The sequence below is a fragment of the Acidovorax sp. GW835-FHT14G06 genome (assembly GCF_058793595.1).
Map to the genome: position 1 here is coordinate 141295 of NZ_JBXAGA010000002.1, position 19014 is coordinate 160308.

The 19014-nt window shown below is 63.1% G+C and carries 23 protein-coding genes and 1 tRNA gene; 8 read left to right on the top strand and 16 right to left on the bottom strand.

Annotation, left to right across the window (positions count from 1 at the left end; translation table 11 throughout):
- Positions 1–36 precede the first annotated feature (36 nt).
- The 5 genes from AC1Q64_RS03105 to AC1Q64_RS03125 all read right to left on the bottom strand — a co-directional run bounded on the left by AC1Q64_RS03105 (position 37) and on the right by AC1Q64_RS03125 (position 4483).
- Complete coding sequence (locus AC1Q64_RS03105; RefSeq protein WP_492250415.1) at positions 37–837, bottom strand: UDP-2,3-diacylglucosamine diphosphatase; 801 nt, start codon at positions 835–837, stop codon at positions 37–39.
- Between the two features lie 82 nt (positions 838–919).
- Positions 920–1426: a peptidylprolyl isomerase gene (locus AC1Q64_RS03110; RefSeq protein ID WP_121419538.1), complete on the bottom strand. Its 507-nt coding sequence runs from the start codon at positions 1424–1426 to the stop codon at positions 920–922.
- Between the two features lie 30 nt (positions 1427–1456).
- Positions 1457–2038 carry a peptidylprolyl isomerase gene (locus AC1Q64_RS03115; protein ID WP_492250416.1) on the bottom strand — a complete coding sequence of 194 codons (582 nt, stop codon included), beginning with the start codon at positions 2036–2038 and terminating at the stop codon, positions 1457–1459.
- A complete protein-coding gene (locus AC1Q64_RS03120) occupies positions 2035–3342 on the bottom strand; it encodes a L,D-transpeptidase family protein (protein ID WP_492250417.1) in 1308 nt (435 codons plus the stop codon). Before AC1Q64_RS03120 ends, AC1Q64_RS03115 begins: the two co-directional genes overlap by 4 nt.
- Positions 3343–3412: 70 nt before the next feature.
- Positions 3413–4483, bottom strand: coding sequence for a YybH family protein (locus AC1Q64_RS03125; protein WP_492250418.1), 1071 nt, complete (start codon positions 4481–4483; stop codon positions 3413–3415).
- A 218-nt stretch (positions 4484–4701) separates the two neighbouring features.
- Between AC1Q64_RS03125 and cysS the strand changes: the two genes are divergently transcribed.
- The 7 genes from cysS (at position 4702) to AC1Q64_RS03160 (ending at position 11480) form a co-directional block, all read left to right on the top strand.
- Complete coding sequence (gene cysS, locus AC1Q64_RS03130) at positions 4702–6084, top strand: cysteine--tRNA ligase (protein ID WP_492250419.1); 1383 nt, start codon at positions 4702–4704, stop codon at positions 6082–6084.
- A gap of 47 nt (positions 6085–6131) precedes the next feature.
- Complete coding sequence (locus tag AC1Q64_RS03135) at positions 6132–6806, top strand: DNA-3-methyladenine glycosylase family protein (RefSeq protein ID WP_492250420.1); 675 nt, start codon at positions 6132–6134, stop codon at positions 6804–6806.
- 78 nt (positions 6807–6884) lie between these two features.
- A complete protein-coding gene (locus AC1Q64_RS03140; protein ID WP_056064651.1) occupies positions 6885–7862 on the top strand; it encodes an acetyl-CoA carboxylase carboxyltransferase subunit alpha in 978 nt (325 codons plus the stop codon).
- Between the two features lie 207 nt (positions 7863–8069).
- A complete protein-coding gene (locus AC1Q64_RS03145; RefSeq protein WP_492250421.1) occupies positions 8070–9920 on the top strand; it encodes a methyl-accepting chemotaxis protein in 1851 nt (616 codons plus the stop codon).
- Between the two features lie 172 nt (positions 9921–10092).
- The gene (gene tilS / locus AC1Q64_RS03150; RefSeq protein ID WP_291438341.1) at positions 10093–11043 is read left to right on the top strand and encodes a tRNA lysidine(34) synthetase TilS; all 951 of its coding nucleotides are present in this window, start codon (positions 10093–10095) and stop codon (positions 11041–11043) included.
- 125 nt (positions 11044–11168) lie between these two features.
- Entirely contained in the window at positions 11169–11426 is a 258-nt protein-coding gene (locus AC1Q64_RS03155) for a hypothetical protein (RefSeq protein ID WP_492250422.1), read from the top strand.
- Positions 11388–11480: transfer RNA gene (locus tag AC1Q64_RS03160), tRNA-Ser, on the top strand. The genes AC1Q64_RS03155 and AC1Q64_RS03160 overlap by 39 nt, the downstream gene beginning before the upstream one ends.
- A gap of 84 nt (positions 11481–11564) precedes the next feature.
- Here the strand turns inward: AC1Q64_RS03160 and AC1Q64_RS03165 are convergent.
- The 11 genes from AC1Q64_RS03165 to AC1Q64_RS03215 all read right to left on the bottom strand — a co-directional run bounded on the left by AC1Q64_RS03165 (position 11565) and on the right by AC1Q64_RS03215 (position 18277).
- The gene (locus AC1Q64_RS03165) at positions 11565–12704 is read right to left on the bottom strand and encodes an Arm DNA-binding domain-containing protein (protein ID WP_492250423.1); all 1140 of its coding nucleotides are present in this window, start codon (positions 12702–12704) and stop codon (positions 11565–11567) included.
- An 11-nt stretch (positions 12705–12715) separates the two neighbouring features.
- On the bottom strand, positions 12716–12928 hold the full coding sequence (gene xisR / locus AC1Q64_RS03170; RefSeq protein WP_492250424.1) for an excisionase family protein: 213 nt from the start codon (positions 12926–12928) through the stop codon (positions 12716–12718).
- Positions 12925–13419, bottom strand: a complete 495-nt coding sequence (locus tag AC1Q64_RS03175; protein ID WP_492250425.1) for a hypothetical protein — start codon at positions 13417–13419, stop codon at positions 12925–12927. Before AC1Q64_RS03175 ends, xisR begins: the two co-directional genes overlap by 4 nt.
- Positions 13416–13616 carry a hypothetical protein gene (locus AC1Q64_RS03180; protein WP_492250426.1) on the bottom strand — a complete coding sequence of 67 codons (201 nt, stop codon included), beginning with the start codon at positions 13614–13616 and terminating at the stop codon, positions 13416–13418. Before AC1Q64_RS03180 ends, AC1Q64_RS03175 begins: the two co-directional genes overlap by 4 nt.
- Positions 13617–13621: 5 nt before the next feature.
- Entirely contained in the window at positions 13622–14332 is a 711-nt protein-coding gene (locus tag AC1Q64_RS03185; protein WP_492250427.1) for an HNH endonuclease family protein, read from the bottom strand.
- Between the two features lie 465 nt (positions 14333–14797).
- The gene (locus tag AC1Q64_RS03190) at positions 14798–15193 is read right to left on the bottom strand and encodes a hypothetical protein (protein WP_492250428.1); all 396 of its coding nucleotides are present in this window, start codon (positions 15191–15193) and stop codon (positions 14798–14800) included.
- Positions 15194–15195: 2 nt separating this feature from the next.
- Positions 15196–15777: a hypothetical protein gene (locus AC1Q64_RS03195; RefSeq protein WP_492250429.1), complete on the bottom strand. Its 582-nt coding sequence runs from the start codon at positions 15775–15777 to the stop codon at positions 15196–15198.
- Between the two features lie 134 nt (positions 15778–15911).
- Positions 15912–16622, bottom strand: coding sequence for a hypothetical protein (locus tag AC1Q64_RS03200; RefSeq protein ID WP_492250430.1), 711 nt, complete (start codon positions 16620–16622; stop codon positions 15912–15914).
- Between the two features lie 298 nt (positions 16623–16920).
- Positions 16921–17835 carry an ORF6N domain-containing protein gene (locus AC1Q64_RS03205; protein WP_492250431.1) on the bottom strand — a complete coding sequence of 305 codons (915 nt, stop codon included), beginning with the start codon at positions 17833–17835 and terminating at the stop codon, positions 16921–16923.
- A complete protein-coding gene (locus AC1Q64_RS03210; RefSeq protein WP_492250432.1) occupies positions 17832–18119 on the bottom strand; it encodes a hypothetical protein in 288 nt (95 codons plus the stop codon). The genes AC1Q64_RS03205 and AC1Q64_RS03210 overlap by 4 nt, the downstream gene beginning before the upstream one ends.
- Positions 18116–18277, bottom strand: a complete 162-nt coding sequence (locus tag AC1Q64_RS03215; RefSeq protein WP_492250433.1) for a YlcI/YnfO family protein — start codon at positions 18275–18277, stop codon at positions 18116–18118. The genes AC1Q64_RS03210 and AC1Q64_RS03215 overlap by 4 nt, the downstream gene beginning before the upstream one ends.
- A gap of 106 nt (positions 18278–18383) precedes the next feature.
- Here AC1Q64_RS03215 and AC1Q64_RS03220 point away from each other — a divergent pair, with 106 nt between their 5' ends.
- On the top strand, positions 18384–18920 hold the full coding sequence (locus AC1Q64_RS03220) for a toxin-antitoxin system HicB family antitoxin (protein WP_492250434.1): 537 nt from the start codon (positions 18384–18386) through the stop codon (positions 18918–18920).
- Positions 18921–19014 lie beyond the last annotated feature (94 nt).

A 19014-nucleotide genomic window follows, 5' to 3' on the forward strand; every position in this document is an offset into this window, starting at 1 on the left:
CTGCGGGAGGCGGGCCCGCTCAGTTCATGACCGCTGTTACTTGGGGGCCAGGGGCAGCCGTTCCAAGCCCGCGCTGGACAAACGCAGTGTTTCCAGCCGCGGGGGCAATGCGGCGGCGTCCCAGTCGCTCAGCACCACGCGTTGCAGACCCGGAGCCAGCACATGGTCGGCTGGCCGGTGGGTGTGGCCGTGGATGAGGGTGTGGGCGCCTGCGGCCTGCATCCAGGCGATGGCGGCGGGGCTGTCCACATCGGCGTACGTGGCCCCCGATTGCTTGCGCGCCTCGCTTTCCTGGCGGATACCGCGCGCCTGCACGCGGCGCGCGGCCAGAGGCTGGGTCAGAAACTGCTGCTGCCAGGCGGCGCTGCGGGCCTGCAGGCGAAAACGCTGGTAGTCCACATCGTCCAGGCACAGCAGGTCGCCGTGGCTCAGGACATACCGCTGGCCGCCAAAGACCAGGACTGTGGGGTCTGCCAGGCCGGTGATGCCGCACCCAGCCAGGAAGGCAGGGCCCGCCAGGAAGTCGCGGTTGCCATGCATGAAGTACACCGGCAGGCGCCGCGCGGCGGCCCGAAGGAGGGCGCAGCCCTTGGCCTCGAAACTGCCAGGTTCGCCCATGGCATCGTCGCCCACCCACACCTCGAACAGGTCGCCCAGGATAAAGAGGGCGTCTGCCGTGGTGCCTTCCAGATACTGCTGGAATGCGGCCACCGTGGCGGGCTCGCTGGCCTGCAGGTGCAGGTCTGAAATGAAATCGACCGTGCGCCAATGCGAGGGAGCGACAAGCTCCTCGAACCGGGGCACGGTCGGGGTCACGGGGGTGGCTGGGTGGTTCATCCCTTGCGCTGCGGCCTGCAATGGGCGGCCGACATGGGCGTGGCCTCAGCGGGGCGCGCAGCGCCACAGGGGGATGCCATGCTCAGAGGGCGACGGCCTTCTCGATGATCACGTCTTCCTTCGGCACGTCGTCATGGAAGCCCTTGCGGCCCGTCTTCACGGCCTTGATCTTGTCCACCACGTCGGTGCCCGACACAACCTTGCCGAACACGGCATAGCCCCAGCCCTGGGCCGAAGGTGCGGTGTGGTTCAGGAAGCCGTTGTCGGCCACGTTGATGAAGAACTGGGCGGTGGCCGAGTGCGGGTCGCTGGTGCGGGCCATGGCCACGGTGTAGTTGGCGTTCTTCAGGCCATTGTTGGCCTCGTTTTCGATGGGCGCATCGGTGCCCTTTTGGGTCATGCCGGGCTCAAAGCCGCCGCCTTGCACCATGAAGCCGGGGATCACGCGGTGGAAGATGGTGTTGTTGTAGTGGCCCTTGTTCACGTAGGCCAGGAAGTTCTCGACCGACTTGGGTGCCTTGGCGGCGTCGAGTTCGAGGGTGATGACACCGTAGCCGGTGATGTGCAGTTCGACTTGGGGATTGCTCATGGCTTTGCTTCTTTCAAAAAATGGTCTGCTTCACTTCACCACAGTGGCGGAGTTGATGGTGATGGGTGTGGTAGGCACGTTCTGGTAGGGGCCCTTGTTGCCGGTGGCCACGGCCTTGATCTTGTCCACCACGGCGGTGCCTTCGACCACCTTGCCGAACACGGCGTAGCCGTGGCCGTCGGGGTTGGGGGCGTTGAGCATGCCGTTGTCCTTCACGTTGATGAAGAACTGCGAGGTGGCCGAGTTGGGATCGCCGGTGCGGGCCATGGCGATGGTGTAGGTGTCGTTCTTGAGGCCGTTCTTGGCTTCGAGCGTGATGGGGGCCTTGGTGGGCTTTTGCTGCATGTCGGGGGTGAAGCCGCCGCCCTGGATCATGAAGCCGTCGATGACGCGGTGGAAGATCGTGCCGTCGTAGTGCTTGCTGTTCACATAGGCCAGGAAGTTCTCGACCGTCTTGGGGGCCTTGGCGGCGTCAAGCTGCACGACGATGTCGCCCATCGACGTGGCCAGCTTGACCTTGGGGGCATCTTGGGCCTGCACGGGTGCTACTGTAAACATAGCAGCCAGGGCAATACTTGCCAGCGCTACCGTCGAATTTCTTCTGGAAATCATCCAATCACTCCTTCGAAAAAGATCTGCCATTGTTGGCCGCGGCGCGTCCAGTACTGGCGCTTGACCGGGCCTGTGCGGGCACCTTCGGCGACTTCGCCGAACGTTACCACCATGGTGTCGGCCGAGTCCGTCCACCGCAGGTAAGACTTGTCCTTGAGCTGGAGTTCCCGGCCGTTGAGGGCGCGGGCCTCGGCCTGCAGCACCTGGGTCCATTCCTCCAGCGGCTTCTTGCGGTAGCTCTGGAAGTCGGGCGCATAAAAGCCCAGCAGGCGCTTCATGTCTCCCTCGGTCTTGGCGGTGCGCCAGGCGTTGAGTACCGCTTCGAACGATTTGCGGTCGGCCGCCACGCTGTGGGGCTGCACCCATTGCAACTGGCGTGCAATGACCACGGGGGTGGAGCGGGGCTCCACCGTGCGCAGGATGCGTTCGAGGTCGGGGTTGGCCAGCACGAGGCAACCGTCGGTCGCCAGTGGCGCGCGCGAGAATTGGTCGGGCGGCGTGCCATGCAGCCAGATGCCGCTGCCCGTCTTGCCCCGGCTCTGGTCCAGGGGGTTGGGATAGTTGATGGGCAGGGCGCCCGCGCCGTAGAAGTCCTTGAGTTTGGCAGGGTCCAGGCGGCTGGTGATGAAGTACACGCCCAGTGGGGTGCGCTGGTCGCCCTCGACCTCTTTTTCGATGCCGAGCTTGCCCACCGAGGCGTAATAGTCGGCCACCAGCCGCAGTCCCTGGGCAGTGTTTTCAAAGAGGTACAGGCGCGAGCGCGAGGTGTCCACCGCGATCGCGTGGCGCGAGCGCGGCGACAGCTCCAGGAACTGCGCGGGGATGGCATTGGCAGGCGGGCGGCTGCGTTGTGCATCCACGCGCTGGCGCGACTCGGTGCGCAGCTCGGCCAATGCCGCAGCAGCCTGGATGCTGCGGGCCGAGTCGGGTTCGGGGGCGACATCGCCCAGATGCCGCAAGGGGCGCGTACGCGACATCAGCAAGTCGCCCACCGCCAGTTGCGCCAGCTGGAAGTTGGGGTAGTCACGCGCCAGGCTTTCGGCCTGGGCCAGCGCCTCGCGACCCCGGCCCTCGGCCACCAGCTTGTAGACCGCCATGAGGCGCGCTTCCGCCTGGCCGTCGCGCAGCTCAGCAGGTGTGGGCGCCACCGGGGGTGTGGTGGATGCCGCATGCGCAGCAGCCGCCCGGCGGGCCTTGGCACCCTGCGGCAGGGCTGGCGTGGCCAACGAGAGGCCCAGCAGCAACAGCACCGCCGATGCTGCCCTGCGGCCTGCGTTGGTCAGGGGCACAAACATGCAAACCATCTATCAGCTGACTGTCAGGGCAAAAAAAAAGCCCGCGCGGAAGGCGCAGGCGCCGCATCGGGGGCCATGGTTAACCGCCTGTGGATTCGCGAACGATGGTCCAGCGGCCGTTGTTATTGACGAGGTCCAACGTCTTGCGGCTGCTCACGTTGAGCGAGTCGGCACTGTATGCCTGGCGAAACCGGGCCGTGGCCTTGTCACCTTGTACGGACACGGTGATGTCAGAAAGCTTCACGCTGATCTTGGATTTGCCGACGATGCGCGCCTCGCGTTCCTTCTCCCAGGCAGCGCGGCCTTGGCGACCAGGTGGATCGAACGACTTGTCGTACGCGCCCAGGTACCCCTTCATGTCCTTGGACGACCAGGCCGCAGCCCAGGCCTGTACGGCGGAGGTAACGGCCTGGGTGGACGCGTCGCTGGCAGCTGCAGGAGCGGGGGCAGGTGCCGGAGCCGTTGCAGCGGGAGCGGGGCTGACAGTTGGAGCTGGAGCGGCGGCAGGCGCTGGCGCTGCAGCTGCTGGCGCAGCGGCGGGCGCTGGAGCGGGTGCAGGGCGCTGGGTTACCACCACGGCGGGTGCGGGCGCTGCGGCGGCAGGGCGACCGGTTTTGCTGCCGGGTTCGTTGGAGAACAATTCGCGGATCAGCGCCAGCTTGGGCTTGACGGAGTTGGCGTTGTTGGCATCCAGTTGCAGCGCCTTGTTGTAGGCCTGGCTGGCCAGCTTGGCGTAGATGTCGCCCAGGTTTTCCTGCGCGGTGGCGTAGCTGGGGTTGGTGCGGATCGCCATTTCCAGCGCCGTGCGGGCCTTGTCCAGCTGGTTCTGGTTGGCGTACAGCACAGCCAGGTTGTTGTAGGGCTCGGGCAGCTCTGGGTACTCTTCGGTGAGCTTGGTGAAGGTTGCGATGGCGTCGGCCTGCTTGCCCGAGTCGGTCTGGGCCACGCCACGCAAGAAGCGCAGTTGCGGGTCGCGTGGGTTGGCGGCCAGGCGCTGGTCGGCCTTGGCCAGCGCCTCGGACGCCTTGCCAGCCTTGAGCAACTGGGTGATGTCGGCATAGTCGTCCGCGTGGACCACGCCCGTGCCCATCAGGGCGGTCAGTGCCAGAAGGCGCAGTAGGCGTGGGAGTGTGCGTCGGACTTGCTTCATGGGGGTACAAAGGAGTTGGGCGGCAGCCAGCCCGGGCGGGGGCTTATACTGCGGCGGATTGTAGCTGAGGGGGGTTGTCATGACGGTACGCTGTTGCCGCTGGTGATTTTGCTGGACGCCCCTTGCCGGGCCACCCCCTGCCAAGGGCTGAGTTCCGCTGCTGCCGGGTGAATTTCTCTCTCTCACCCACCCATCTAGTGTCCCGTTACTGAAATCCCATGAGTTTGCGCATCTACAACACGCTGTCGCGTGCATTGGAGGACTTTTCCCCGCTCGAACCTGGCCATGTGCGCATGTATGTGTGCGGCATGACCATTTATGACCTGTGCCATATCGGCCACGCGCGCATGATGATGGCGTTTGATGTGGTGCAGCGCTGGCTCAAGGCCAGCGGCCTGCGCGTGACCTACGTGCGCAACATCACCGACATCGACGACAAGATCATCAAGCGTGCGCTGGAGCGTGGCATCACCATCCGCCAGCTCACCGACGAGATGATTGCCGCCATGCACCAGGACATCGGCCTGCTGGGCATCGAGCCGCCGTCGGTCGAGCCCCGCGCTACCGAATATGTGCCCCAGATGCTCTCGCTCATCGGCCAGCTGGAAGGCAAGGGCCTTGCCTACCGGGCGAGCAACGGCGATGTGAACTACTCCGTGCGCAAGTTCGATGGCTACGGCAAGCTTTCGGGCAAGTCCCTTGATGAACTGCGCGCCGGAGAGCGTGTGGCCGTGCTCGATGGCAAGGAAGACCCGCTGGACTTTGTGCTGTGGAAGTCCGCCAAGCCCGAGGAGCCGCCAGAAGCAAAATGGGACAGCGCTTTTGGAGCAGGCCGCCCTGGCTGGCACATTGAATGTTCGGCCATGAGCTGCGCCACGCTCGGCGAGACCTTCGACATCCACGGCGGCGGCGCAGACCTGCAGTTCCCCCACCACGAGAACGAGATCGCCCAGAGCGAAGGTGCCACGGGCAAGCCCCTGGCCAAGTTCTGGGTGCACAACGGCTTTGTGCGCGTGGACAACGAGAAGATGTCCAAGAGCCTGGGCAACTTTTTCACCATCCGCGACGTGCTCAAGACTTATGACGCGGAAACGGTGCGCTTTTTCATCGTGCGGGCCCACTACCGCAGCGCGCTGAACTATAGCGATGCCCACCTGGATGACGCGCGCCAGGCGCTCAAGCGGCTGTACACCGCTCTGAGCCTGGTGACTCCGGCCGACGTGGCGTCTATCGACTGGACCAACCCTTTTGCGGCCCGCTTCAAGGCCGCGATGGACGAGGACTTCGGCACGCCGGAGGCTGTGGCGGTGCTGTTTGACCTGGCCAGCGAGGTCAACAAGACCCGCTCGGTCGAGCTGGCGGGGTTGCTCCAGGCGCTGGGTGGCTGCCTAGGGATCTTGCAGGGCGACCCCAGGGCCTTCCTGCAGGCCGGTGCTTCTGGCATGGCGGAGACCGACATTCAGGCGCAGATTGCAGCCCGGGCCGCAGCCAAGGCCGCCAAGAACTTTGCCGAGGCCGACCGCATCCGCAATGCCTTGCTGGCCCAGGGCATCGTGCTCAAGGACTCCGCTGCGGGCACGACCTGGGAAGCTGCACAGTGAGCCATTTTTTGATGTCATATGTGCTCGCGACGCAGGTAGGATAAGCTGTGGCAGCTTCTAAAAAGATAGCGGGTGACGCTGTGGCGCCGTCGCTGGTGCTGGCCACGCCCGACTACTGGGCCGAGGCCTGCAAGCACCTGATCAAAAAAGACCGGGTGATGAAGCGCCTGATCCCCCAGTTTGGCGATGCCGCGCTGCAAACCAAAGGCGACCCCTTCATCACACTGGCGCGTTCCATCGTGGGACAGCAGGTGTCAGTCGCTTCAGCACAGGCCGTATGGGAGCGTTTTGTGGCGCTGCTGCCGCGCGGCATGAAGCCCGCCAGCGTGCTCAAGCTCAAGATCGACGATATGCGGGCCGCTGGCCTGTCTGCCCGCAAGGTGGACTACCTGGTGGACCTGGCCATGCACTTTGAGGGTGGCAAGCTGCACGTCAAGGACTGGGCCGCCATGGACGACGAGGCCATCATTGCCGAGCTGGTGGCCATCCGTGGCATTGGCCGCTGGACGGCCGAGATGTTTTTGATCTTCTATTTGATGCGGCCCAATGTTTTGCCCCTCGATGACGTTGGGTTGATCAGTGGCATCAGCCAGAATTACTTCTCTGGCGACCCTGTGAGCCGCAGCGACGCCCGTGAGGTGGCCGAGGCCTGGAAGCCCTGGTGCAGCGTCGCGACTTGGTATATTTGGCGGTCTCTGGACCCCCTGCCTGTAACCTATTGACACCACTGCAGGCACGCCGGTTACAGTGCGTGCCATTCGTGGCAGCCCCGCCGGGTGCGATCCCCAAGGAGAAAAACGTTGGCGAAAAAGACCTTTCTGGATTTCGAGCAGCCCATTGCCGAGCTAGAGTCCAAAATTGAAGAACTGCGCTACGTGCAGACCGAAAGTGCCGTCGATATCTCGGAAGAGATCGACCAGCTGAGCAAGAAGAGCCAGCAGCTCACCAAGGACATCTACAGCGAGCTGAGCCCCTGGCAGATCACCAAGATCGCCCGCCACCCCGAGCGCCCTTACACGCTCGACTACGTGCGCGACATCTTCACCGACTTTGTCGAGCTGCATGGCGACCGCCACTATGCCGACGATCTGTCCATCGTGGGTGGCCTGGCACGCTTCAACGGCCACGCCTGCATGGTACTGGGCCATCAGAAGGGCCGTGACACGAAGGAGCGCGCCATGCGCAACTTCGGCATGAGCAAGCCCGAGGGCTATCGCAAGGCACTGCGCCTGATGAAGACGGCCGAAAAATTCAAGCTGCCCGTGTTCACCTTTGTGGACACGCCCGGCGCCTACCCAGGCATCGACGCCGAAGAGCGGGGCCAGTCCGAGGCCATCGGCCGCAACATCTTCGAGATGGCACAGCTCGAAGTGCCCATCATCACCACCATCATTGGTGAAGGCGGCTCCGGCGGCGCATTGGCCATCAGCGTGGCCGATCAGGTCGTGATGCTGCAGTACGCCATCTACTCGGTCATCAGCCCCGAAGGCTGCGCCTCCATCCTCTGGAAGACCAGCGAGAAGGCCCAGGAAGCGGCGGATGCCCTGGGAATCACCGCCCACCGTCTCAAGGCCCTGGGCCTGGTGGACAAGATCGTGAGCGAGCCCGTGGGCGGTGCTCACCGCGACCACAAACAGATGGCAGCCTTTCTCAAGCGCGCTTTGGGTGATGCCTTCCGCCAGGTGGCAGACCTCAAGACCAAAGACTTGCTGGACCGCCGCTACGAGCGCCTGCAGAGCTACGGCCGGTTCAGCGACACCAAGGCGGACGCCCGCTAAGCCTGCTGAACCCTCAAAGGGCGGTCCTGCTCCGCTCTTGCTGGCACCGCGAGCACCGGCCTGGTGCTCCTCCAATGGCCCTTCGGGGCCGTTGTTGTTTTTCTGGCCGAATCCTTGCAGGGGCGCACAAACCCCCACTGGCGCACAGACTGCTACCGGATGTAACATGCCTCAACACCGCCTGCGCGGGCGGTTCAAGGGGGCTTCATGTCGCTTCTGAAGACGCTCAAGGGCCAGATCCTGGTCCTCTCTGCTACCTGCATGGTGGCTGCCCTGATGGTGTTGACGTTGGTCAACTACTTTTCGGCGCGTGCACAGGCCCAGGTCTCGCTGGCCGAAGAGGGCATGGCGACTGCCAAAAGCCATGCAGAAACCATTGAGGAGTGGGCCCGTGCCAAGGCCACGATCATCGCGGCCTCCGTCGCCGCCTTCGAAGATCCCGAACCTGCCAAGTCTTTGGCCATGCTGCGCGAAGCGGGCAAGTTCAGCACGGCGTACTTTGGCTACGCGGACAAGAAGTACGTGTTTTCAGAGACTCGCAACCTGCCCGCCGACTATGACCCCACTGCGCGTCCCTGGTACAAGCAGGCCGCGCAGGCCGGAACATCGGTGGTCACGCCACCTTATATCTCGGCATCCGACCAGAAGCTGGTGGTGACTTTTGCGACCCCGGTAGGAGCGGGTGCGTCACTCAAAGGCGTGGCCGCTGGCGATGTCTACATGGAGTCGGTGGTTGCCAACGTGGCTTCCATCCAGCCCACGCCGCAGAGCTTCGGGTTTCTGGTGTCTGCAGACGGCAAGATCATTGCCCACCGCGACCAGGCGTTGACCCTCAAGCCCATTGCAGATTTGTCCAAAGACCTCGCGGTCGAAAAGCTGCTGGCAGCATCCAAGGACAAAAGCCTGTTGCAGGCGGACATCGCGTCGCGCAGCCGGTTGCTCAGCGTGGTGCCCATCGCGGGCACCTCGTGGATGCTGGTGGTGGCCCTGGATGAAAGCGAGGCCATGGCGCCTATCCGGGCCATGCTGGCCACATCGCTGATCTCCAGCGTTTTGGTGTTGGTGGTGGCCGTGGGGCTGCTGGGCGTGGTTCTGACGCGGCGCCTGCGTCAGCTCACGCTGGTGCGTGACGCGATGCATGAAATCGGCGCCGGTGATGGCGACCTGTCGCGCCGCATCGACGCCCAAGGTGAGGACGAGCTGGCCCAGATCGCTGGCAGCTTCAACAGCTTTGCGGGCAAGCTCTCCGGAGTGCTCGCACAGATCCGGGACGCCAGCAGCTCGGTACGCGTGGCCGCCGAAGAGATCGCGACCGGCAACCAGGACCTGAGCGGGCGTACCGAAATCACGGCATCCAGCCTGCAGCAGACATCGGCCTCCATGCAGCAGCTGACCGAGACGGTGCGGCACAACGCAGATTCGGCACGCCAGGCCAACCAGTTGGTAGCCCAGGCGTCCAGCGTGGCGCAACATGGCGGGCAGGTGGTGGGCAATGTGGTGACCACCATGGACCAGATCAATGCGGCTTCGCGCAAGATCAACGACATCATCGGCGTCATCGATGGCATCGCCTTCCAAACCAACATCCTCGCGCTCAATGCTGCGGTGGAAGCCGCCCGTGCGGGCGAGCAGGGCAGGGGCTTTGCGGTGGTGGCGGGCGAAGTACGCAGCCTGGCGCAGCGCAGCGCCGAGGCGGCGCGCGAGATCAAGACTCTGATCAATACATCGGTAGAGCAGGTGGAAAACGGCTCGCGTCTGGTGCATGATGCGGGCACTACCATGACCGACATCGTGACCTCGGTGCAACGCGTGACGGACATCATGGCCGAGATCACGGCGTCCACTAATGAGCAGAGCACCAGTATCAACGAGGTGGGACAAGCCGTGGCCCAACTCGACCAGATGACCCAGCAGAACGCAGCGCTGGTGGAGGAGAGCGCTGCAGCTGCGCAGAGCCTCAAGGACCAATCGGTGCGGCTGTCGGAGGTGGTGGGTACCTTCCGTCTGTCCACCGACTCCGCCCACGCTGCGCCACGGCTGTCCCCGCCGGGCGGTTGAGCGGTAGGGGGGGCTTAGCGCCACGGCGCCCTCAACGCGCCTTGCGGCCAGAGTCTGGGCCGCCGTGATAATCGGCGCCCATGTGCCGTCGTTTCCCAACTGTTCCCCGCGCCCTCTGGGCATGTCAGGCGCATGTGACTGGGCTAGGTGCGGGGTCTGAAGGGTGGATGCCATGACGCAATCGATGGACGCTGCGCTGCGGGCCTTTGCGCCCGCGTTGCCGGTGGCGGTGGCGTTGAGCGGGGGCGCAGACTCGACCGCGTTGCTGTTGGCCTGTGCACATCGCTGGCCTGGGCGGGTGCTGGCCATCCACGTGCACCATGGGCTGCAGGCGGCAGCCGATGGTTTCGAGCAGCATTGTGTAGCCCTGTGCAGCGAGCTGAGCGTGCCTTTGCGCGTGAAGCGGCTGGACGCGCGTCCCGCGCCCGGCCAGAGCCCCGAGGACGCCGCTCGGCAAGCCAGATACCAGGCTTTGACCGCAGTGGCGCTAGAGGATCATGCCTTGGGTGCTATTCAATCCATAGCAATTGCACAGCATGCCGATGACCAGGCTGAAACTCTGTTGCTCGCCTTGTCGCGCGGAGCGGGTGTGGCCGGTCTGGCAGCCATGCCCGCTCAGTGGGAGCGTGCGGGCCTGGTCTGGCACCGCCCCCTGCTGCGTGTGGCAGGGGCGGACGTACGTCACTGGTTGAAGGCACAGGGTCAGACCTGGGTGGACGACCCCACCAACTCCGATGAGCGCTTCACGCGCAACCGCATCCGGGCGCAGCTGCTGCCTGCGCTGGATGCCGCATTCCCGTCCTTTCGCGATACCTTTGCACGCTCGGCCGCCAATGCGGCCCAGGCCGCAGAACTGCTGCACGAGATGGCGCAGCAGGACCTGTCCTTGGTGGGTGTCCCCCCTGGGATCAAGGCCCTGCAGGGGTTCACCCGTGCGCGCCAGGCCAACGTGCTGCGCCACTGGCTGCGCCATGTCCACCACACCACCCCGGCGGCGGCGCAGCTGGGTGAGCTGCTGGACCAGATCCGGGCATGCACCACACGGGGTCACCACATCCGCATCAAGGTAGGTAGCGGCTTTGTGGTGCGGTCGGGTCCCACGCTTGATTGGCTCAGGCCTTAGCGCCCAGGTACTTGCTTTCTCGCTTGCCGGGAAGGCAAACATGGGAACCAACCACTGTATCCTGCACGTCTGCCAATTGCGGAGGTCGCCAGCTCCATGAGCTTGGCGCGCCCAACAGGGGGCCGGTGTCCGTCGCCGTCCGGCGGCACTCGGCTGTTCCGCGTGCTGAGCGAAAAGACATCCGCATCCAGATGGCCCCCATATTCGAAACCAAGAACTGGGTGGCCATCGGCGAAAAGTATCCGGAGCTGGTAGCGCCAGACCTGAACAAGGCCTACCGGCTAGACCCGCAAGCAGCCACAACCGCCGGAACCATCACTGAAATAAGGCATAATAGCTGGATTGGAAACGTGACCGAGTGGCCGAAGGTGCTCCCCTGCTAAGGGAGTATGGGGTGTAGAGCCTCATCGAGGGTTCGAATCCCTCCGTTTCCGCCAGACGCAAAAGCCCTAAGTAGTTGATCTGCTTAGGGCTTTTCTCTTTGTGGCGCCGAATCGCTCGGAGCTGAACCTAGTTTGAACCTAAATCGCCTTTTTGACGGGCGCGGCGATGGCTTGGTTCACAGCGGCTAGGTTCGATCCTTTGTCAGCGTTCGGGATCCACTTGGCATAGTCGCGCATCATCACCTGCACGCTGTGGCCGTGCTGATTTGCTACCCACACCGGATTGGCGCCAGCCATCAAAGCAAGGGTCACGCTGGTGTCCCGGCATTCCTTCGGCGGACGGTAGCGCACCTGGCTCGACCGCAGGCTGCGTGTCCACACCTGCAGCTGCTTTTGCTCATCGACGTACGCGCGGCTGGTGGCCGGGTTGTAGAAAACCTCCTTGCCCATCGCCTGAGTGCGGGCCCGCTGGCGCTGCAGTGCGCCCAGTGCGCGGGCGTTGAGCTCCACCTCCCGCTCGACGTACGTTTTCGTGCGCTCTTTGTCCTGGCCCATGACCCGGGAGCGGTGCACCAGCACGCGTCCTGTGCGCAGCTCTACGTCCTCCCATAAGAGCGCGATCTGCTCGCTGGCACGCAGGCCGGCGAACATGCTGAACTCGAAATAGTCATGGAACTCGTCGCCCCATTGGCGGAGGATGGTGGTCAGGATCTCTTCGACTTCCTGCGGGCTGAATGGGTCGGGCTTGGACTTCTGCGTCTTCAGGTTGTCGATGCCGTCCGTGGGGTTGGCGATGGTACTGGGCGGCTTGCACACCAAATCGAACACCCCCCGCAAGGGGATCATGATGTTGTTCTGCGTCTTGCGGCTCAGGGCCTTGTGCACCTTTCCGGTTTCCTCATCGAAGCGGTCCTGGGCCAAAAGTGCCAGGCGCTCCAGCACCATACGGTGGGTGATCTGCTCGGGCCGCATGGCGCCGAAAACCGACAGCCAATAGGCTTTCATGTGGCGCTTGTAGATATTGAGCGTGGAGAACTCCACCGACCGGGCCGCCAGCAAGTACCAGGTCTCAGCCCAGGCGGTCAGCGTGCGCTGCTCCTCCTCGCTGGCAGGCTGCAGCTTTTCGGCGTGCCGGTAGTCGGGAAAGTGGTCCTTGAACTTGAAGGTGCCTCGGTCGATCTCCTGCAGCACCTTCTCGCGAATCCGTGCCGCGTGCTTCAGGTTCGACGCTGTGGGCTTCAGGTCCAGCGTGGGGGCAATCTGTTTGCCCTGCCACATGAAGCGCACCTCTATGCGGTCGCGGTTTGGGCGGACTCCGCCTGTTTCTGGCCTTCGACCCATTTTTCAAATCCTTGCATGTCGATAAAGATGCAGCCGTCTGGGGCTCTACGGTACTGTCTGCCCTCGGCCCAGACTCCACGATGAATCTTCGTTTCCACGGCGCGAGCCGTGTACCCAGTCTCCTCACAGAACTTGGGTATGCGAACGTAGCGCGCGGTCATGGTCCTGCACCTCCTGCATGTTCACCATCAACCTGATGCACCTGCATGGCCTGCAGCTTCCGGATGGCGTTCACCTTGCGCAGCGCGCGCTTCGAGTGCAGGAGCCGCAGGCGCTCGCTCTCGATCTGCTCAGCAGTGAACTGGCCATCCTCACGGTGAAGTTCCCGGGTTGCCCTGAACAGGTCGCTCTGAGCCTGCACTGCGTGCCACAACGCCACCGTGTCGGCCTTGGTCAGGCTGGTGTCGGTCTGCTTCATGCTTCGCCCCGTTGCCATCGAGTTCACGACGATTCGCACTGGTTCATAGAACAGGGGCGCCATGCTGCTAACGTGTTCCCGAGTCAGGCCCAGAAGGTGGACAACATGGCCATCCTCCAACTGCACGGTAATGCGCGGCGTGTCAGGCGTGATCGTGGCCATGTCGTCCGGACCAATGCTGCCCATGCTGCACAGGGTGCCGCTCAGTGTCAGGGTGGTATCGGTCGGTTTCATGCTCCACCTCCAGGCGCGGGAAGCGCTTCGAAGATCGTCCCTCGCTGTTGCTGCGTGACCTTCACATAGTCCACCTGCACCTTGGCCAAGTTGACGAAGGCCGTGGATACCTCGGCAATCGTCTTTGCCCGGGCGATGTCCATGGGGTTCGACTTGTCCCGCAGGTCAACCAGCGTCTGCACCAGCAGGTCGCGCACAGTGTCTACTGCGCTTCCTCCTTCTGGCGCCGGTTGATGACCTGGGTGATCTGCCCCTTCAGCTGCAAGATCTGGCGCAACTCGGGCGGGAGGTTGTTCACGCTCACCCTGAGCATGTGCTCCTCCCGGGAGAACAGCGCCAGGTTGTCCAGCGTCCGAGGCTTGCTGTTGTCGATTGCCATCACCACTTTGTCCGGAGGGACTGGGCCGTGTGCCGACTCCCACAACAGCACATCCACTCTCTTCCAATCCTCGTACCGGTTCCCCGTCTCCGCCACCTTGCGCTGAAGCACTCCATGCCTCATCCGCTCCGTTCCCAGTGGGTGGCGTGTCTCGTACCTCGACTTGAGGAGCTGCTGAGACCTGGGCACTGGCACCAGATGCACCAGCAGGGTCTTTGGATTCAGGTCCTGAACCAGTACCATCTCCGGCGGCACAGGCCCGTTGATGGCCTCCCACTCGATTACGTCCACGCGCTTCCAGTCCTTCTTCGGGTTGCCCGTGTCCGTTACCTTGCGGACCAGATACCCGCGATCCATCCTCTCGGATCCGATTGGCCGCCAGTTCGCTGGAACCTGCCGCTTCAGCCCCAAGCGCGCGGCCAACTCCCTGATCGCTTTCTCCGACCGTCCCGGGAGTTGCTGCATCAGCGACTTCACTGACACAGTGGGCAGCAGCTGGCGCACAAGCTCGATCTCCGGATCCGTCCATTCCATTGCTCTCTCCGCCGCGCGGTGGGATGCGCTCAGTTCTGAGCGCATCGAATGCGGGTGCTAGCCCCTGGTGGTCGAAATGCGCTTTTGCTTCACTATTGATAGCATCCGGCGCTTTCTCTGTATGCGCTAGCAGTGCTGCATATGCTGGTGGCCGGATGCGTCTTCTTGTGGGTCTATGCACTGACTTCAATGCGGCCACCAGCTTCGCTCCAGTGCCGTCGTCGCCATCATCAAGCCCACGCATTGATGGCAGTCCCACTGGCCCCTTGCGATACACATCGCCGTCCGGGTCATAGGTGAGCATGTCGTGATCGAGCGCGGCCATCAGCTGCGTGTGCACGTTGCGGCTGTCGCCGGGGTGTACGAACTTGGCCACGATGTCATCGAGGGTCAGTTCTTCATCTGGGTTGCGGGCCAGGAAGCCCAGCACCAGGCCTGCCAAGCTGTCGGGGTTTGGGCGGTAGGTCATGTGCGAGCCTCCGTTGCCGATGCGCCCAGAAACTGCATCCCGCCCACCACCGGAAACGGCCAGCATGCTGACGCGCGAGCCTCCAGAGCTTCGATGGAATCGCGGCGCTCGGGGCTCAGGTTCAGGCGGATCTCGAATACGGCACCCTCGGAGCTCTTCTTGGCAATGATGTACTTGCGGCCAGGGCCGCGACCTGTGGGGCTCCCCTTACCGACCTTGGTGCCGTCTGGGTTGTATGTGCACATGCCGCGCCCATTTCCGGTCTGCCCAGGCAGTTGCTCAGCCAGCACCAGGCCGGCAGAGACAAGGCGGTCAGCCGTGCCGGTGTAGACGGCTTGGTAGTGGTCCAGGTGGCGGAAGACGCCAGGGTGAATCTCGATGCGGTTGCGCATGTTCAAAACCTCCCCTTGAAGCTGTTCCGCAACTCGGCCAGTGTGGCCATGGGCGCCTCGCCGTGAAGCTGCGCTGCGTGATAGACGATCTCCGCAAGCACGATGATGCGGGCCATGATTCCATGGGCCACTGGTTGGTCTTCGGAGCTGCCGAACTTCTCTGCGACGATTTGCATTGCCTCGGCCAAGCACTGGATCTCGTAACAGGCAGTGCGCGCGCACTCTCGCATTTCTGCTTTCTGCGCGGACGCTTCCGCGGCTTCCCCTGGAGCTGGTGGCCGTGGCGCCCCGGGGTCGCAGCAGTCTTCTCCATGTACATCGCACCCGGTGATCCAGTTCAGATGCGCGGCTGCCTGATCGAGCAACGCTTTCCGCTGCTGGCTTTCTCCGTCACCCGGAACCAGTCGTGCGGCGCGAATGAGCGCTGCGATATTGAATGCAACTCGATCTATTTCTTCGCCCTTGGGTGGCTCGATCATGGCCTTGTCTGCCAAGCTGTGAGCAATGTCGAGCAGGCGGTCTGAATCGCCGCTCCACTTGTGATCCTCGTCGGTCATATAGGCTTCGTTCAGAAGCGTTTCCACTTGACCGAATGCAGCCTGAATAGTCTCAGGCGTGAAATCGTCCCCTGGGGGTGTGGTTGGAGCGGCTGTGGTCGCGGGTGCTTTCTGGGCACCACTCGGACGATGCTTTGCGCGGATTTGGGGCGCGACTGCGTTCATGCTGCACCAGCCTTTCCGAGGTCCGCGAAGTTGGGGCCGAAGTTCCAGTCGTCATGTCCGCCCAGAATTGCCGCGCCTGCGGCCTCGTCTACCATGCCTCCGCAATGACGCGTGAGGGCCTGCGCGGCATTTACGAGCCCAGAGAGCGCGAAGGATGCTGGCTCATCTTGTGCCAGCTTCAGGATATTGTTGATGGCGGAGAGGTTGCTTGCCGCCACTTCCAGCACGCACAGCAACTGCTTTCGCGTGAGAGCATTCGGGCCCGTTATTTCAGATTCCTCCTCCACCCGCCGGATGGGGGGGGCAGGCCGATCTCGGAACTGGCGTGCGCCCGCCTCTATGAAGGCGGCCGCAGTCCCAGGCTGCTGAAGCTTGTTGGTCAATGCAGCAAGTGAGGCGCTGGTGGCTGGTAGACCGAGGTATGCGTCCTGCAGTTCTCGGGCAAATTGAAATGCTTCGCCGACCAGCAGCCGCACGCAGTACATCATCGGAGCGTTGCTCGTGTCCTGGCTTGCCCCAATCTCGGCCATCGCGAGGTGCAAATGTGAGTGGATCAACAGCACCAGGTCGTGAACGGTGGGCGGCGGGCCATCTTCAGTCCACTCTTTCTCAATGCTGTGTAGATCCCAAGCGTGGCTCTCGGCATCGCTGATGTGGCTGAAGCCGATCACACGGTCAACGCCGAAGGGCCCATCGACGATCGGCATCAGGAGACTACAGATCTGGCTTCCGATCGCGATGGCCCGGTAATCATCTTCTGACAGTGGGGGCCTGGCTTGCTTCTGGGCAGCAGGGGCAGGGGCGGCCGCTGCTTTACCGCGTGCTGGGGCCTTGGTTGCGCGCTCAGGCGCGACTGCTGTAGCATTCGACATGTTCTGGTTCCTGGGAATGGTTCTGGATCAAGAAGCCCTGATGCGCTCTCACCTGCATCGGGGCTTCGCCTTTTTTGGTCGGTTGCCCGAAAAGTGCAACCGGTGCTGCGGGGCGGGCCAGCGATGGACTTGGTCACAGCAGCGCTCCTTGTGGCTCGGGGGCCGCAGCCTTCTTCGTGTGCTTGCGTGGCGCCTTAGGCAGCGGTTTTGCTGCGTCAGGATGCTCGGCAAAGTACGCTGCGAGCAGCGGCACCACTGCGGCCGACCAGACGGACTGATAGCCTTGATGTCCGTTGTGCTGGTTCGTGTACGAGCGCATTTCGCCGTACTCGGCGCCCTTCGCGGTGACCACGTAGTCGCGCTCGCCTTCCTCCTGAAACCCAAGGGCAATCAAGGCGAGGTTGATATGGCTGGCCTTGAGGCCTTCGATTTCCAGGCGCTTGGCCAGGAACGTCGGGTTGAGCTGGAATGCAACCTCCGGAGGCGTGGCGGGCAGCGCGCTACGCAACTCGGAAACGGGTAGGCCTGTATCGCGCTCCACGATGGCCAGGAAGGCAGACGCTGCAGCCTCTGGACGCACTCCGGGTACGCGGGCAATCTCGCGAGTGACGAAGGCCAGGGCTTTCACCCGGTCTGATGTCGGAGTGCTTCGGACGCGCGCCGGCTTGGTGCCAGCCGGCGGCGGAAGCGCTGCGGCTTCCTTGGCGCGGAAGTAGCCGTTGACCACGTTGCGCTGAACCTGCCATGCCAAGTCGTCGCCGAATGGCTTGACCAGCATCGTGTAGCCCTGCTCCGTCATCAGGATGACTTTGCCTGGCGTGCCGCCCTGTGGGCGCTCGATACCAAGCGTACGGATTACGTCCGGCTGGTCAAGTTCATGGAAGTCGGCGCCCTCGACCAAGCGGTGGCGATGGTCGTTAAAGGTCCGGCGCGCAGTGCCCTCCGGGCGCTGGTGCACAGCATCAACCTGCCCGAGCGTGGCGACGCGCTGACCCTGGTACTCGATCACCTGCAGGTCGGTGTCGTTGATGGTGACGATGTTGCTCATTGGCTTGCCCCTTCCAGGTTGCCGGGCGTTCCCTCGGGCTTGCGCGACTTGCGGAGCAGGCCTCGGATCACGCCGAACGTGTACTCGGTCGCGTCTTCACGCGGCAGCTGCACGAAGTTCTCCATGATCGACTGGGCCATGGCGAGAGCCACCTCGTCGGCCGTCGAGCCTTCGCAGTGTTCGATCCAATAGTCGTGCGCGGCATCCTCGCCGGTCTCGAAATTGCCGCCCGTGGTGTCCAGCGTGAGCTGGGGCTCTACGGTACTGGTGGTGATGACTTTCACTGCTGGGGTCCTTTCTGCGCTGCTGCGCGTTCAACTGCACGAACGATGAAGCTGTTGAGGCTGATGTGCTGGGCCTGGGCTTTCTCTTTGGCCTTGTCGTGCAGCACCTGCGGAATCCGCAATGTGATGCGCTCGTGTTGCACCTTCTGCTGGGTCATGAGGCTTCCTCGGTTAGACACTGTTTTGGTGTCTTTATTGGATTGTGAATGTGACACGGTTTTGGTGTCAATAGGTTGTGACACTGTTTTGGTGGAAAATTCGCGCATGGAAGATGAAGACCGCTACACCCGAATCACGCTGCGAATCCCCAAGGACCTGCATCGCAGCTTGAGTGAGGCCGCCGACGAAACCTCCAAAAGCTTGAATGCCGAGATCGTTGCTAGGCTTCAGGGCTCTTTCCGAGGTAAGTGGGACGGGCTCGGTGAGCAAATGGACCTTTTTCTGATGGCTGTTCAGAACAGGTCGGAGTTGCTTGGACTCCGGGCGGACATGATCAGGGGTAGGCTGGACACGTTGCGCGCGCGTATGCAGGCAATTTCCGCGGAGTCCGAACTCCTGATTCGAAACGCCACGACTGATGCGGACTTTGATGCGGCCAAAAACAAGGCGGACGAACTCAACGGTGTTCAACAAGAGTCGCGCGCCCTTGGTGATGAGCTTGCAATTCTTCAAAAGGAGCGGCAACAACTGTTCGCGCAACTGGCAAGTCTCCAATCTGCGGCGACAAAAAAGCTGGCGCAAGTTGAGCCGGCCCTCGCTGCCTACATGGCCCGCGCAGGCGCTGCACCCGAGTCCGACTGAAAGACGGGGTTCCTGCCGACGCAGTTTTGCAGCGCCGCCAGCAAGCCCAAGTCCTGACACCGTCGGCTCAAAACTGAGCTGACGATCCGTGGTG

Coding starts and splice junctions, on each gene's coding strand:
- AC1Q64_RS03220 (WP_492250434.1), top strand. CDS start 18,384: ATGGAAGATGAAGACCGCTACACCCGAATCACGCTGCGAATCCCCAAG.
- AC1Q64_RS03115 (WP_492250416.1), bottom strand. CDS start 2,038: ATGATTTCCAGAAGAAATTCGACGGTAGCGCTGGCAAGTATTGCCCTG.
- AC1Q64_RS03145 (WP_492250421.1), top strand. CDS start 8,070: ATGTCGCTTCTGAAGACGCTCAAGGGCCAGATCCTGGTCCTCTCTGCT.
- AC1Q64_RS03190 (WP_492250428.1), bottom strand. CDS start 15,193: ATGCGCAACCGCATCGAGATTCACCCTGGCGTCTTCCGCCACCTGGAC.
- xisR (WP_492250424.1), bottom strand. CDS start 12,928: ATGACCGCGCGCTACGTTCGCATACCCAAGTTCTGTGAGGAGACTGGG.
- AC1Q64_RS03120 (WP_492250417.1), bottom strand. CDS start 3,342: ATGGTTTGCATGTTTGTGCCCCTGACCAACGCAGGCCGCAGGGCAGCA.
- AC1Q64_RS03175 (WP_492250425.1), bottom strand. CDS start 13,419: ATGAAACCGACCGATACCACCCTGACACTGAGCGGCACCCTGTGCAGC.
- AC1Q64_RS03205 (WP_492250431.1), bottom strand. CDS start 17,835: ATGAGCAACATCGTCACCATCAACGACACCGACCTGCAGGTGATCGAG.
- AC1Q64_RS03125 (WP_492250418.1), bottom strand. CDS start 4,483: ATGAAGCAAGTCCGACGCACACTCCCACGCCTACTGCGCCTTCTGGCA.
- tilS (WP_291438341.1), top strand. CDS start 10,093: ATGACGCAATCGATGGACGCTGCGCTGCGGGCCTTTGCGCCCGCGTTG.
- AC1Q64_RS03215 (WP_492250433.1), bottom strand. CDS start 18,277: ATGACCCAGCAGAAGGTGCAACACGAGCGCATCACATTGCGGATTCCG.
- AC1Q64_RS03185 (WP_492250427.1), bottom strand. CDS start 14,332: ATGGAATGGACGGATCCGGAGATCGAGCTTGTGCGCCAGCTGCTGCCC.
- AC1Q64_RS03110 (WP_121419538.1), bottom strand. CDS start 1,426: ATGAGCAATCCCCAAGTCGAACTGCACATCACCGGCTACGGTGTCATC.
- AC1Q64_RS03200 (WP_492250430.1), bottom strand. CDS start 16,622: ATGCCGATCGTCGATGGGCCCTTCGGCGTTGACCGTGTGATCGGCTTC.
- cysS (WP_492250419.1), top strand. CDS start 4,702: ATGAGTTTGCGCATCTACAACACGCTGTCGCGTGCATTGGAGGACTTT.
- AC1Q64_RS03105 (WP_492250415.1), bottom strand. CDS start 837: ATGAACCACCCAGCCACCCCCGTGACCCCGACCGTGCCCCGGTTCGAG.
- AC1Q64_RS03165 (WP_492250423.1), bottom strand. CDS start 12,704: ATGTGGCAGGGCAAACAGATTGCCCCCACGCTGGACCTGAAGCCCACA.